The organism is Robertmurraya korlensis, assembly GCF_023715225.1.
Lineage (GTDB): Bacteria > Bacillota > Bacilli > Bacillales > Cytobacillaceae > Robertmurraya_A.
Window position 1 is genome coordinate 226,503 of sequence record NZ_JAMBNS010000009.1, and the last position, 15,255, is coordinate 241,757.

The following is a 15,255-nucleotide window of genomic DNA, read 5'->3' on the forward strand; positions in this document are numbered from 1 at the left end:
TATTCTTGTAGTGAAAACCTTTTAGGATTTTATGAACTTGTTATCAATGTCTGTCCCTTCAAGCCAATTGATGAAAACCTTTTTTGAGATTTTGATACGATTTCCTATTTTAACCGCATGAAATTTCCCTGAATGAACTAATTCGTATGCTTGCTTTCGCCCTATGTCTAGAATACTTTGAATATCTGAAACGTTTAACACTTCTGGATAATCATTAAAGTTTGTTGTTTGCATGGTGTATAATCTCCTTCGTCTTTTTATGATGACTACTTTTTAGAATGAAAGAAGCACTGTGTGATTTGCTGTATCTTCTAGTGCTCATCTGTATTTTTATTTTACTTTATAAATAATAATCAAAGCGAATACGGCCTATAAGAGGGATAGCACATTTGGATTGACTGTTGAAGGGATTAGTGGGGGATTTCTCACTGTTCGTAAAAATGCTCTTAATTTCTCGAAAATAAGCCCAATAGCTCGAAATTAACCTCGATAGACTTACTTGGAATTTGTTTTAGAAGGGTGTACGAATGAATTTTTGAGGGCAACGTTACTTAATTAGAAGTGAGATATCTTTACAGTGGATAATTTTTCTAAAAAATTCTGGAGGGGGAGTTGCTTTACCCTGTTTTTAGGTTATTGTTGTTCGGCGCCCCACCCCTATAGTGCAATTAAATGATATAGGTAGATTTAAACATTGGGTTTTATTATTAGTATGAATTTATTTATTGGGATTTTCAAATCTACGCATAGATAAATTTGAGTAAATAGACAAAGGGGAATTCCATGAAGAGTTCAGTTCAGGTGATTTATCCAAATGAAATTCTATCTGAAGAATTGAAAAAACAGAATTTAAAGTTTGCCGGTGGTGCTTTCTACATTAAAACCAGGTATATTGGACATATGAAACTTGATCCAAAAAGTCTGTTCTTAGTGAATATTCGTTCACGGTAAAGGTGCTCTCAGGCGAACAGTTGTGAAGATTTTTAAGTTGTATCTAGCTTTCTCAAACCGTCTACCTGAAAAATAAGAACAGGACAGCAATACGCGCGGTCCTGTTCAGATCGTACATGGTTAAAGTCTATTTTATAGATATCTCCTTGTTTGATCAGTCTTCAAGCCACCTATCTCTTAACTCTTTATGCTTCGGATTGGTTGGATCAAGCTGGACAACTCCTTTATCGTCTAACCCTAATACATCCACCGAAGCAACATTTGCGAAAATCATAGTAAAATCAAACCTACTAGCAATTTTTTTGTTTCTGAATTGATTAATGCGTTGATGGTTCAGTGGGTCTATTGCAACAGTTCTCTGTGACTTCAGAGCAGTCTTCATGAAATATCTCCTTGTCAAATTACCATCACCCTCCCGGTTAAGAATATATTCCTTCATTTAATGTTATCAAAATTTCAAATGGTTGTAAAAAATATCCATCAGATAATTAGGGAGGGGGTGATTGGAAACAAATAGGACAAGACATCAAAGTATACTCCCTTAAATAAATATAATATATGTCTCTTACAATTATTAAGAGAGGTTCATAGAAAAGAGCCCTTTACTATCTTGAGAAATTCCACTTGTACTTATATATTCTCTCCTTTTGCCATCCTTTAGTTAGAAATTATGCTTCTTGTAGTTCCCCATTTAAAAGAAAACCCTATTAAAATGGATCATTTTAACCATTGTGTAGATCACCTTTTTTTTCTATTTCTAACTGCATCTTGACTTGATGATTCAGTAATCCTCACTGTATTGTATCCTCTGTTTATCTTTAGGATCACGCTTTTTGTAATTTCTGAGTATTTGCGAATTAATCCAAGTTGTACCCTTAATAAATCCACAATGGCAAGAACCTGCGTTTACCATTCGGTTGAGGTTGGCGAATGGGTTCTCATTATATACTCAGGAGTACTTTGTTTAACTTTGCCGGACATTTATAGCTATTGGCACAGGTGAAGGCGTTGCTAAACATTTTTTCATTATGAATTGCACCTTCAGCTACAAGCGTATAAAATTAATAAAAACTTTTATATAATGGTAGAGGTGAATGTGTAGGAGAGATAAGAGATGCAGTTATTAACTATGGATTAACTCATTTAAGAACATCAAAAGGGAAGGATTCTCTTTACTGCAAGATATGAATGCAAGATTGAATTAGAAGGGGAATATACATTTTCTGTCATTGAGGTAACGAAAAGAAAAGCGATACAAACATTTATGGTTAAAAACCAATATTTTAGATTTGAATGATAGTAAAACAGTGGTTCTTTCGAGCAAGATGCAAATGACAATCTGGTATATAAACAGTCTAGAACAACTGTTTGTTTTATGTGTATTATGATTTGGTGTATTTGTTGGGGATACGGGTGTAAAAATCAATGAGAATTACATCCTCCTGAAAACGTCTTTTTACACAAGAATCATAATAATAACTTATAAGTAGAGTTATTTTTTTGAAAAAATTTTGAGAGTTAGTGGGTATAAGTGTTCAGTCAAATAATGAAGTTCAGCGCCCCACCCTTTATGTTAAAAGAAGATACTAATCTCCAAGTCGTTCGAGAGAGTAATCTTAAAATTGCTAGTTAACACTTTAATAGTGCGGTATTGATTATGATAAAATGAGAATAAAGTCGTAATTCAACAGTAGGAGAATTAATAAGGTTGTAAAAACAGGAATAAATTTTTCAAAAGGATTTATTTGCACTGAATCGAAGTGCGAAATCTAAGATATCATTATGATCCTACATAAGAAAGACAAAAATTGGTAACCCGTTAAAGAAAAAAATAAAAAAATGTAAGTAGAGAGGGTATAAAACCTATGAATAAGCAACAGCTAGCCACAAAAATCTGGGAGTCAGCAAATAAAATGCGCTCAAAAATTGAGGCGAATGAATATAAGGATTATATTTTAGGCTTCATTTTTTACAAATACCTTTCGGACAAGGAGTTAAAGTTTCTGAAAGAAAACAGCTTTACTCAGGAAGACATCGAGGCTCTTGTTGAAGAAGATGCAGAAACCGTAAAGTATGTTCGTGAAAATGTCGGATACTTTATTGCCTACAAGGACTTGTTCTCAACTTGGCTAAAAATGGGCAAAGATTTTGATGTGTCTAATGTTACAGATGCCTTGTCAGCGTTTAACCGTTTGATTAACCCCTCTGATAAAAAGGTATATGAGGGTATATTTAATACCCTGCAGACCGGTTTAAGTAAACTTGGTGATACTTCCGCATCCCGAACAAAAGCTATAAGCGATCTGATTCATCTGATTAAAGATATTCCTATGGATGGCCGGCAGGACTACGATGTTATTGGCTTCATATATGAATATCTGATTAGCATGTTCGCTGCTAATGCCGGAAAAAAGGCAGGCGAGTTTTACACGCCGCATGAAGTATCTTTTCTTATGTCCGAAATTGTTGCAGACCATTTGAAGGACAGAACGGAAATTGAAATTTATGACCCGACGAGCGGCTCAGGCTCCCTTTTGATAAACATCGGTCGATCAGTTGCAAAGCATATTGATAATGAAAACAACATTAAATACTATGCGCAGGAATTAAAGCAGAATACATTCAACCTTACTCGTATGAATTTAGTTATGCGTGGCATCCTTCCGGCTAATATCATAGCCCGCAATGGTGACACTTTGGAAGATGATTGGCCGTACTTTGATGAAACCAACCCGGCTGAAACATACAATCCACTTTATGTGGATGCAGTTGTTTCAAATCCTCCGTACTCACAGCATTGGGACCCAAGTAATAAGAAAGCAGACCCTCGCTACGCACGTTTCGGCCTCGCTCCGAAATCGAAAGCTGATTATGCTTTCCTGCTTCATGACTTATACCATCTTAAGCCGGACGGCATAATGACAATAGTTCTTCCGCACGGTGTTTTATTCCGTGGCGGCGAAGAGGGCGAGATTCGCAAAAATTTAATTGAAGAAAATCACATTGATGCTATCATCGGACTACCTGCCAATATTTTCTTTGGCACCGGCATTCCGACAATCATCATGATTTTGAAGCAAAAGCGTGAGAATACCGATGTCTTAATTGTTAATGCATCCAAGGGTTTTATTAAAGTTGGCAAAAATAATAAGCTCGGAGCATCCGATATAAAAAAGATTATTGATACCGTTACTGCAAGGGCCGATATTGACAGATTCTCAAAGAAAGTCAGCCGTGAAGAAATTCGCCGAAATGAATACAACTTGAATATTCCGAGATATGTTGATTCCTCTGAAGACGCTGAAAAGTGGGACCTTTACGCTTCTATGTTCGGGGGGATTCCTTTGAGTGAAATTGCTGAACTTGGCGAGTATTGGGATGCTTTCCCAGGATTAAAAGAAGCGTTGTTCACCACAAGCACAGGTCCATACGCTGAATTGGCAGTCGAGAATATTGAACAGACCGTCTATGAGTATCACGCCGTAAAAGCTTTTATATCCAGTTATATGGGTGCTTTCGGAGACTTCGACGTTTTCTTGAAAAGTGAGTTTATAACGAACATGGCGAGCCTTAATATTTCAAAAGAAGAAGCTGTTTTGAGTGCTGATATTTTTGCCCGCCTTGCTTCAATTCCACTTATTAACAGATATGAAGCGTATCAGTTGCTTGATGACGAGTGGGCAAAAACATCTGTAGACCTAGAAATAATTCAGACAGAGGGGTTCAACGCTGTTAAAAAAGTTGATCCCAACAAGGTTATCAAGAAGAAGGACGGCAAAGAGGAAGAGGTACAGGATGGTTGGATCGGTCATGTTATTCCGTTTGAACTTGTACAGCAAACGCTTCTTTTGGATGAATATGAAGCGCTTGAGCAAAAAGAGGGCCGCCTTGCTGAAATCTCCTCTGAATATGCTGAAATACTTGATTCACTTTCCGAAGAAGAAAAGGATTCAAGCTTGACAAACGACTCCAGTGATGCATTTGTCGCAAAAGAAGTAGGTAAAAGAATTAAAGAAATCTATGCTGATGTGGACACCCAGGAAATTAAGGTTCTAAACGATTATGCTACACTCTCCAGAAAGGCAGATAAACTTGCCTTTATCAGCGCACACGACGATGTAGTTTGGTCCAATATGGACGCAAACAAGGATGGTACATATAGTAAAAAAGCAGTAAATGCTTATTTAGCAGAGCTTCAATCCGCCTTTGAATTCCCAGAAGATTCTTTTGAAGCAAAGATTGTAAAAGTAAGCAAGCTGATTGCTGAAGAAAAGGAAGTAAAAGCACAGGTAAAAGTGGATGCTGCAGCATTACATTTGAAAACAAAGGAAACCATTGAATCACTTTCCGACGAACAGGCGCTAGAACTGCTTGAGCAAAAATGGATTTTTCCGCTTACGGAGAGTATAAAGCAGCTTCCCAATGCGGTAATTCATGTTCTGGTGGACAAAATTAAAGCCCTTGCCGAAAAATACGCTGTCACATACTCTGCAATCGAATTGGAGATAAGGGAAACAGAGTCTACTCTATCAGAGCTCAGTGATGGACTTGTCGGCAACGAGTTTGATATGAAAGGTCTAAGCGAGTTCCGGGCGCTGTTAAAGGGTGAATGATATGGCTGGAAAAGATAAAAAACCTGAGATTCGCTTCACTGAATTTACTAATGCTTGGGAACAGCGACGGTTAGGCGACCACGCTGAAATTTTGACTGGAGGCACTCCAAAAACTTCAATTTTAGAATATTGGGAGCCAAAGGAAATACCGTGGATGTCATCAGGAGAAGTCAATAAAAGACGAATAGATAAAACAGACAATATGATTTCTGAAGAAGGTTTAAATAACTCGAGTGCAAGATGGGTTAAAGAATTTTCTGTTTTAATTGCTTTGGCAGGGCAAGGAAAAACTCGTGGAACTGTTGCTATTAACAACATTCCCTTGACTACCAATCAATCTATCGCTGCCATTGTTCCGGATGAAACTTTACATTATGAGTTCATATTTCAGAACTTAATTAAACGATATGATGAATTGCGAATGATGTCATCGGGTGACGGAACTCGTGGTGGTTTGAATAAACAAATCGTTTCAGATGTTGTAGTACCATACACAAGTATTGAGGAACAAGAAAAAATCGGCACAATTTTCGCTAATCTAGATCACCTCATCACCCTTCATCAGCATAAGTATGACAAGCTGGTAATTGTCAAAAAATCAATGCTTGAAAAAATGTTTCCGAAGGACGGAGCAAATGTTCCAGAGATTCGCTTTGCAGGATTTACAGATGCGTGGGAACAGCATAAGGTTGGAGATGTGCTAACAGAGAAGCCACGCCCTATCAAAATGGAAGATGATGAAGAGTATCAGCTTGTTACGGTGAAACGTCGTAATGAGGGAATCGTATCCAGGGGCTATTTAAAGGGTAAAGACATTTTAGTCAAAAACTATTTTGAAATCAGATCTGGAGATTATTTGATTTCAAAGAGACAAGTGGTACATGGAGCAAATGGAATAGTGCCGGAAAACCTTGATAAATCAATTGTTTCCAATGAATACTTAGTAGTCATTGGAAACAAAAACATCACTACCGAGTACTGGGCTCTAATATCAAAACGGCCTAATATGTATAGGCAGTTTTTCCTCAGCTCATATGGAGTTGATATAGAAAAGCTGGTATTCGATGTTGAAGATTGGAAAAAAAGAACGATAATTCTTCCTTCGTTGCCGGAACAAGAAAGGATTACGTTGTTCTTTCAGCGTCTTGACCACCTTATCACCCTTTATCAGCGTGAGTTGGAAAAGTTGAAAAACATCAAGAAATCAATGCTCGAAAAAATGTTTGTGTAGGAGGAGTGAACGTGCAATGGTCTTTGACAAAGAATTAGATTTTGAAGAGTCCTTGGTTGAGTTACTCTCTCATAAAGGCTGGGAACCTGAGGTCCTGAAATATCCCACTGAAGAATATTTGCTGAAAAACTGGGCGGATATTCTCTTTGAAAACAATAGAGGTATCGACCGGTTGAATGATTACCCTCTGACAAGCGGGGAGATGCAACAAATTATGGAGCAGATCACCACGCTACGGACGCCTTTAAAACTAAACGGCTTTATCAACGGGAGAACTGTTGCCATTACCCGTGATAATCCAGATGACACTCTGCACTTCGGGAAAGAAGTTAGTCTCAAGATTTATGACCGTCGTGAAATCGCTGCCGGACAAAGCCGTTATCAAATCGCACAGCAGCCAATATTTAAGAGTAAATCCAAAATATTAAATGACCGTAGAGGTGATTTAATGCTCTTGATTAACGGTATGCCTGTTATTCACATCGAGCTTAAGCGTAGCGGTGTTTCGGTCAGCCAAGCATATAACCAGATAGAAAAATACTCCGATGAAGGGATTTTCACTGGAATATTTGCGCTTATTCAGATTTTTGTTGCTATGGAACCGGCAGAGACAGTTTATTTCGCCAATCCTGGAATGGACGGAAAGTTCAATAGGGATTTCTATTTTCACTGGGCAGATTTTAATAACGAGCCTATCAATGAATGGAGAGATATTGCTTCTTCATTGCTTTCCATTCCGATGGCACACCAGCTTATCGGCTTTTACACCGTCGCCGATGATACCGATGGTGTGCTGAAAGTCATGCGCAGCTATCAATACTATGCAGCAAACGCCATTTCTGACCGTGTTTCCAAAACCGACTGGAATGGTCTCGACAGGCTTGGTGGATATGTTTGGCATACAACAGGCTCCGGCAAGACTATGACAAGCTTCAAGTCTGCTCAGCTTATTGCAAACTCTAAAGATGCCGATAAGGTTATCTTCCTGATGGACAGAATTGAACTCGGAACGCAGTCCTTGAAAGAGTATCAAGGTTTTGCAGATGAAAATGAGTCTGTTCAGGCAACAGAAAACACTATTACTTTAATTTCAAAACTAAAAAGCGAAGACCCGGCAAATACGCTTATAGTCACCTCTATCCAGAAAATGAGCAATATCAAAGACGAAGAGGGTGGCTTAAATGCTCATGATATTGAGATGATGAGATCTAAGAGAATCGTCTTTATTGTCGATGAGGCGCACCGCTCTACCTTCGGAAATATGCTTAGGGATATAAAGGACACTTTCCCGTCTGCCGTTTTCTTTGGATTTACAGGAACGCCGATTCAGGATGAAAACCAAAAGAAAATGAACACCACATCAACCATCTTCGGTGACGAGCTACACAGATACAGCATTGCTGATGGTATTCGTGATAAAAATGTCCTAGGATTTGACACTTACAAAGTGTTGACCTACAGAGATAGGGACGTTCGGCAGTCTGTTGCATTGTTGCAGGCAAAGGCGGATACAGTTGAAGAAGCCCTTGGTGATCCTAAAAAGAAGGAAGTCTTTTATAAATACATGGATTCTTCTCAAGTAAAAATGGCGGGCTATATCGGTGATCATGGAATGTATGTGAAAGGTATTGAGGATTATTTGCCGACATCCCAATATCAAACTTTAGAACATGAGAACATGGTTGTTAAGGATATTGCTGACAACTGGCTGACATTAAGTCATAATAGCAAGTTCCATGCAATCTTTGCTACAAGTAGCATCCCGGAGGCAATCTTTTATTATAGGATGATAAAAATAACAATGCCAACATTAAAGGTTACCTGCCTATTTGACCCAAACGTTGACAATAACGGTGGAGTTGCTTTTAAGGAGAATGGTCTAGTTGAAATAATAGAGGATTACAACTCCAGATATGAGCAGAAATTTAGTCTGAAGACCTACGATAAGCTGAAAAAAGATATTGCTGCACGGCTTGCTCACAAAGAGCAATATAAATTAATAGAAAGAACTCCGGAAAAGCAGCTCGATTTGCTGATTGTAGTCGACCAAATGCTTACAGGCTTCGATTCAAAATGGATCAACACTCTTTATATGGATAAGAAGCTTTGGTACGAAAATATCATCCAAGCATTCTCCCGTACAAATCGTCTCTTTGGACCGGAAAAGCCTTTTGGAACCATACGATACTATAGGTATCCGCATACGATGGAGCAAAACATAGACAAAGCTGTGAAGCTCTATTCAGGTGATAAACCTATTGGATTATTTGTAGAAAAGCTTGAGTACAATCTAAATAAGCTTAATGCAATTTTTGATGACATCAGCGATCTGTTTACCCGTTCTGAAATTACGAACTTTGAAAAGCTCCCGGATGACCGTTCGGAGCGTGGGAAATTCGCTTCTCTCTTCAAATCATTCAACGACTATCTGGAAGCTGCAAAAATTCAGGGCTTTAAGTGGAATCAGTCAGAGTACGTGTTCAGCCATGGCAGTGGCAAGCCAAAGACTAAAGTCAATATAAAACTAGATGAAAATACCTATTTGGTTCTGGCGATGCGTTATAAAGAGCTGTTCGGCAGCAGCGGCGGCGGTGGTGGCGACGATGTTCCGTTCGAGATTGATGGTTACCTAACGGAGATTGATACAGGGAAAATCGACTCCGACTATATGAACTCGCGTTTTGAAAAGTTTCTTAAAATCCTTAAACAAGATGATATAGATGAAGCTGAAATGCGGAAGACGCTTGATGATTTGCATAAGTCATTTGCTATGTTGTCGCAGGAAGAACAAAAGTATGCAAACATCTTTCTTCACGACGTAGCAAGTGGAAATATCAGGATGGAAAGCGGCAAAACTTTCAGGGATTACATCACTGAATATCAATCCAGGGCAAAGAATGACCAGATCCACCGTATTTCTCGATTCTTGGGGGTGGATGAAAAGAAACTCCGCAATCTCATGGTTGCAAATGTAACTGAGGCAAGCATCAATGAGTTTGGTCGCTTTGATGATTTGAAGGCTTCAGTAGACAAAACCAAGGCAAAGGAATACTTTGAAAAATTAGAAAAGACAAAAATACAACCATTTAAAATCAACATAAGAGTACACAGTTTGCTTCAAGAGTTCATCCTTAAAGGTGGTATTGATATCAAAGAGCCAAATTCATAAAGTTAGCGGGATCAAAGCATAATCTATTTATAATGGTTGCATCAGTATGTTAGTAAACAACCCGGTGTTGCATACAAAATTACCCTTACGGAGTTGAGTTGGATGTGTTAAGAGAGAGACATTTTGAATCAATGCGGTGTCTATTTCCCTATTTAGCACATCTTATGATTCACGACGAGAACCTAGTTTATATCCGACAGGCTAGTTTCCTTTGGTCCAACGTAAATTACCCATCCTAGGATCGATTTTGTAATCTTGCAGTAAACGAAAAGAGATGCATTGTGAAGAATGGAAACTACCCTTCACAAGGACATATCTCAGAAGAAAATGAAAGTGAATTAGAGAATTAGTGGACTATGCCAAGATTATAGTTATAGTACACAAGACATTTAATAATCTAACGGGATATTATGTTCGCTGGGTTCATTGATATTTATTAATGCAATAACTTCATACATAATGTTTTTTCAGTTGATGAATGATGCAATATTTGTATCTATACTAGAGGTAAACATTACAAAACTTTTTGAGTGAAAGTACATACTATCGAGCCTTCGGTTAGTGGAGGTTAGTGCCTTATCCCTTCATGTAAATGAGATAGTCTTAAGCATTATTTATACACAGTCGTTGGCAGCTTCCATAAAAGTGCACTTAATTTGTTACGTTCTCCATTTTTAGGATGCAATTGGGAATAAATGGACTAATTTGTTCATCCTTCTGGGTTGTTTACTAGTGAAATGGAGACTTTTTTCGTTAGAGATAATCCTTGCTTATTTAGCGGTCATACTTTGTCACCCAAATAAATAGTAAGACATTCTTCCTTGTATAGTATTCTTCTTTGTAATTGTGTATTCTGTAAGGTTTACTTGGTTGGTAGATTTCAATCAAATAGGAGGGATGACTTTACTTTACACGTATAAAGTGATTGACTCCTCCCTCTTGCGTGAAAGCCTTACACTTATATTATATACCGTCAAAAGGTGGGGGAATTCTACCTTCGTCTGAAATGTTCACAAAGGTAAAGGGTATTGTTCGTGAGAGGATGGAACGAAATTAAGAGATTTGCAACAACTTATAATAAATCTTGTTCTAATTGATTCCTGATGTTGGATAATGTGATAGCATGCTATAAAAGCTACTTCTTAATGATTAATTTAATTTCTAACATATTACCTTTAGACATAAAATAACTAAAAACATTTTCTGTGCTAAAATGCGATATCCCAGTATTAATGAATTATACCCATATACTAAATACAGGTGATCCCTTATATTTAAACCTATCTACCAAAAAAATAGAGTTCCTTGTCTAAAAAGATAGGGTAATCTTGCTTAATTCCAGGATGAAAATATGTTGAAGTCTCTCGTGGAGGAGCTGGTGTTAGAAAGAGAATATTCATTTACATTAACAAAGCCTGCAAGTTCATCATATATTTCATCTGAAAGGTGCTGAGCATCATTTATTAGATTATGATTCTTAATAAACAATTCTGCTTCTTCATTCCACAATACTAAAGGTTGTTTGAGAGCAGCATGAAAGCTTTTTGGATACTGTCTAAGGATTTTGCTTGTCAAAGACTTTGTATAGACCGAGATAAAGGTGTCCAATAATTCTTCTGAAGAAAATACACTAATACATAATTCATCCTTCCAAAGATTTTTAAAGTAGTCTTCCTCTGTTTCTTCGAAGATATCACCATTTAAAGCAATAGTTAACTTGTCGATTTCTATATCTGCAATAAGATGTATAAATGCATATTCCTGGTGCTTGTCAAATGAAGTCTCTGTTACTGCTAGATATTTAATATGACGATGACTGTATGTTTTTTTTAAGTGCTTAACAAATAGGTTCAATCGTTCTTGCGCCTGTTCATATTCATTCAAAGGTATCCTCAGACGAAAGGTGGCAAGTAATCTATCATCTACAAAATTAGTTAAGAGTAATCTTTTCATATGTGTAATACTACCGTTGACACCTTGTTCCAATCCTAACTCTTTAGTTTTGTTTCCTCTACTGTGAAAGTCATATACAAAAATGGTAGATCCACAATGTACTAATTTTGTTTGTTGTTTCATGACTGTTTTGCTCCTTCAATCCAAGATACTAGAACGTTTTTAGACACTTTGATACGTTTTCCTACTTTTATCACATGGAATTTTCCTGAATGAGCAAGCTCATAAGCCTGCTTTCTACCGATATCCAATATTTCTTGGATGTCTGCCACATTTAGAATCTCTGGATAATCATCATAGCTCTTGTACATATTCAATAAGCTCCTTTGCACTTTCTAAATAGTATTGTTCATATTTTGTCTCGCCAGTATAGGGTGAGTGATAGATTTCACCGTGTGTTAGAGTTGGCTTGCACTCATCAAGATGGTTGTAAAACTCTGCTGGATTCCTTATTTCACGAGTAATTGGCTTTTTTAGACCATGTGAATGGAAATATCGTTTGTGACCATTAAGCCTTGGGTCAGTAATTCCTTTATTTAAATAGAAAGTAATCTTTTCATTTTCAGTTGCATTAGATGTAGTGATAGTTTTATGGATCCAACCATATTGCCAAAGTTCCTGTAATGTGTTTGAAGCTATTGCTGTAAGATTACACACAAGATGGTAATGAATAGCTCCTTGTCGGTTCTCATCTTGGAACTCTGTAACACCTAGATACTTGAAATCTGGTAGATTGTTCGTTTTCAAATAGTAAGCAAGACGTTTTTTAAAGTCGGCAAACATTTTATTACACTTTTTGATGTTAGTAACATCTATCTCTCCAAAAGGTGTAAAGGTTAGTGTGACGAATGCATATTGATTAGTAAAGTTACATTCTAGTAGTCTCCTGATTTGTTTACGAGCACGATTGATGCCTTTCTTCATATTTATTTGATAGTTATCCATACTTTGATTTGTGAAGGGTTTTCGACCTCCTTGAGATGTTCTACCCGTGGCAGGGTGAAATGACTGGTGAGTGATTTCTACTAGCTGATTACTAATGATAGCTTTCGTATACTGTGTTGGGTTCATATTTTCTCCTACTTGTTAGATTCAGTTTTCGTCAAATTAATCACTATGTATCAAGTTATTTAATGTTAATAAATTCTTATACATCGGTGTACTTTTGACGGATTATACTTACTCTTATTTTATCTATAATCCTCGTGTAAATACCAACTGCCTCTGCAGCTATATCCAAGCATTACTGTTGGTCCTAAAGGGGATCAGCATTGAATTCTTTACTCAGGTTAGATTTCCTTTCAATTTCTTTGTAATACTTACGATAGCTCTTTATATTGTAAAATGGGGAGGTTGCCTTAATGGTAATGTTGGATGAGTATGGCTATAGTTCAATTCAACGTTTTAACCTTTGCTTAGAATAGGAATTAAAATAGGAAGGGTAATTTTGTAGACATACTGTAAGCAACTAGAGATAAGCATCTTAATAATACATACCATTAGAACACCTCAATAATGGATGTATGTTTACTGCTTAATTTAACTTTCAGGTTGTCATATGCATAACATCTCTAATTGTTAAATCAGAACTAATGAGCACTTTTTTAGTGTTAGTCTACTTCAATTTATTTACATAATTTATTTTTTGATGTATATTAATTATGCATGAAGTGCGGTGACCAAATACCGTAGCGACAGGTTTCCTTATAGGGGGCCTGTTTTTTTTTTTTATTAATTTAAAATTGTAACGCATTACAATATTTACCATTTGTATGAAAGTTGTTATGATGTTTGTATTGAGATTATTGGGGGTAAACAATGTTAAATTGGAGGATAGAGAATACACACAGTAACATTATTGATATTAACGGAAATAAGTATCAAATTAGGTTAGCCAGAATAGAAGAGGGAATATTAGAGTACAAACTCTTAGAAAATGGTTATCCTGTTGAAACAATTTTTACTTTTAGTGAATCTAGCATATCTGGAATGGAAATTAGACTAGATTCAACAAGGACTTTCAGAAATTTAAAATTATGTTCTAGCTGTGGGGAATATAAAATTGTTATTAATTGTAAGGGTCTTTTAAAATGTTGCTCTTGTTGCCAAAAAGAAGGGATAAAACAACTCTTATTGGAAGGTAAGGTAGGGGTAAGGAATAAAAATCAGGATATAGGAGGTCTGTTATCTTTTGATAGAAGTATTGAAGCTGAAATATTTCTAAGACGTTTGCCTACTCCTGAAATATTTATTGATACAGAAAGAGAAGGCTTTTATTTTGTAAAGGGGGTACTAAAGGTTCAAAACTATGATGATCTTACCTACGAGTATTATCCAGTATTCTTTTATTATGATGAACTGAATCATCATATCTGTGATACACATTTTCTTATAAAAAGAATAGAAATGCTAGAGTTTGAATGGGGGTGGTCAAGATTATCATTTAGGGACAGATTTCAAATGTTTGTGTGGTTTGATTCTATTGTTTGTATATTAAATAATTTTAGTGCTTACGAATTTCAATCAGCAATGTTCAAAACTCTTTCGGATCTGCCCATAAAAAATAATGGTAAAACCACTAATTTTAATTTATTTTAAAAAGATATTAATAATAATGCTATATTCAAAGACATTCATTTGGTAACTTCATAGAAAGAATGTTTGACATCGCTATGGCATTAAAATATAAGATAATTACAGAGCTAGAGAATACAATTTACATATAATATAGTGGTAACATATACTATGACAGTATATCTGTCTGCTACTGTTAGGTTTGGTGATTCTTCACCACGATTTCATATTTATAGTTAGTAAATCTTTTATCCTGTATTTTAGTTGGATTATCCCTGCTCTTATTGTATCTCTCATCCTCATGAACATTCCAGCTGCTTCTGCTGCTATTCCTAAGCATTCCTGTTGATCTTAATGATTGAGTGGGAAATTCCCACTCAGGTAAGATATCCTTTTTTCTTTGTTTGAATTCATCATTTCTTTCACTAATAAAGTAAAGTAATTTAGGACTGTGTAATCCAACGAACAGTGGTATTCAAATTTATTCTGTACTCCTTCATTGATCGGAACTTTTATCTTTGGGGTGCTTCCATCTATTAAATCCATGGATAGAGGAATCTTAAACACGTATTGACTCAAGAACCAACGAGTTAAATTAAAGAAATACTTGAACTTTCAAGTAATGGGGTTATTGATGAAACCGTATCTCTGGATTGATTAGTAAGCGTTTTAGGGAAATTACGGAATGGAAAATTATAGAGGGTTTCTAAACTAAAGTGAAAATAAAAACCCCCCTATAAAAGGGGGGGACCGCTGATTATTGG

The 15,255-nt window shown here is 36.4% G+C and carries 11 protein-coding genes; 5 read left to right on the top strand and 6 right to left on the bottom strand.

The window, feature by feature from the left end; translation table 11 throughout:
* Window positions 1–21: 21 nt before the first annotated feature.
* Complete coding sequence (locus tag M3175_RS17150; protein ID WP_251521489.1) at window positions 22–234, bottom strand: helix-turn-helix domain-containing protein; 213 nt, start codon at window positions 232–234, stop codon at window positions 22–24.
* 549 nt (window positions 235–783) lie between these two features.
* Between M3175_RS17150 and M3175_RS17155 the strand changes: the two genes are divergently transcribed.
* Window positions 784–951: a hypothetical protein gene (locus M3175_RS17155; protein ID WP_251521491.1), complete on the top strand. Its 168-nt coding sequence runs from the start codon at window positions 784–786 to the stop codon at window positions 949–951.
* 154 nt (window positions 952–1,105) lie between these two features.
* Here M3175_RS17155 and M3175_RS17160 read toward each other — a convergent pair whose 3' ends face one another.
* Window positions 1,106–1,333 (bottom strand): hypothetical protein, encoded by a 228-nt coding sequence (locus M3175_RS17160; RefSeq protein ID WP_251521494.1) that lies wholly within the window; start codon window positions 1,331–1,333, stop codon window positions 1,106–1,108.
* A 1,483-nt stretch (window positions 1,334–2,816) separates the two neighbouring features.
* On the opposite strand from M3175_RS17160, the gene M3175_RS17165 reads away from it, so the two are divergent.
* Genes M3175_RS17165 through M3175_RS17175 form a run of 3 tightly spaced genes read left to right on the top strand, consistent with a single transcriptional unit; the run spans window position 2,817 to window position 9,964 of the window.
* The gene (locus tag M3175_RS17165) at window positions 2,817–5,564 is read left to right on the top strand and encodes a type I restriction-modification system subunit M (protein ID WP_251521497.1); all 2,748 of its coding nucleotides are present in this window, start codon (window positions 2,817–2,819) and stop codon (window positions 5,562–5,564) included.
* A 1-nt stretch (window position 5,565) separates the two neighbouring features.
* Window positions 5,566–6,795, top strand: coding sequence for a restriction endonuclease subunit S (locus tag M3175_RS17170; RefSeq protein WP_251521499.1), 1,230 nt, complete (start codon window positions 5,566–5,568; stop codon window positions 6,793–6,795).
* Between the two features lie 16 nt (window positions 6,796–6,811).
* The gene (locus M3175_RS17175; RefSeq protein ID WP_251521502.1) at window positions 6,812–9,964 is read left to right on the top strand and encodes a type I restriction endonuclease subunit R; all 3,153 of its coding nucleotides are present in this window, start codon (window positions 6,812–6,814) and stop codon (window positions 9,962–9,964) included.
* A 1,332-nt stretch (window positions 9,965–11,296) separates the two neighbouring features.
* On the opposite strand, the gene M3175_RS17180 is transcribed toward M3175_RS17175, so the two are convergent.
* The 3 genes from M3175_RS17180 to M3175_RS17190 are packed head-to-tail and all read right to left on the bottom strand — an operon-like array spanning window position 11,297 to window position 12,988.
* Window positions 11,297–12,040 (bottom strand): hypothetical protein, encoded by a 744-nt coding sequence (locus M3175_RS17180; protein ID WP_251521505.1) that lies wholly within the window; start codon window positions 12,038–12,040, stop codon window positions 11,297–11,299.
* A complete protein-coding gene (locus tag M3175_RS17185) occupies window positions 12,037–12,228 on the bottom strand; it encodes a helix-turn-helix domain-containing protein (RefSeq protein WP_251521509.1) in 192 nt (63 codons plus the stop codon). The genes M3175_RS17180 and M3175_RS17185 overlap by 4 nt, the downstream gene beginning before the upstream one ends.
* Window positions 12,212–12,988, bottom strand: coding sequence for a rolling circle replication-associated protein (locus M3175_RS17190; RefSeq protein ID WP_251521512.1), 777 nt, complete (start codon window positions 12,986–12,988; stop codon window positions 12,212–12,214). Before M3175_RS17190 ends, M3175_RS17185 begins: the two co-directional genes overlap by 17 nt.
* 747 nt (window positions 12,989–13,735) lie before the next feature.
* Between M3175_RS17190 and M3175_RS17195 the strand changes: the two genes are divergently transcribed.
* Window positions 13,736–14,515 (top strand): hypothetical protein, encoded by a 780-nt coding sequence (locus M3175_RS17195; RefSeq protein ID WP_251521515.1) that lies wholly within the window; start codon window positions 13,736–13,738, stop codon window positions 14,513–14,515.
* Window positions 14,516–14,687: 172 nt separating this feature from the next.
* Here M3175_RS17195 and M3175_RS17200 read toward each other — a convergent pair whose 3' ends face one another.
* A complete protein-coding gene (locus tag M3175_RS17200; RefSeq protein ID WP_251521519.1) occupies window positions 14,688–14,831 on the bottom strand; it encodes a hypothetical protein in 144 nt (47 codons plus the stop codon).
* Between the last annotated feature and the right edge of the window lie 424 nt (window positions 14,832–15,255).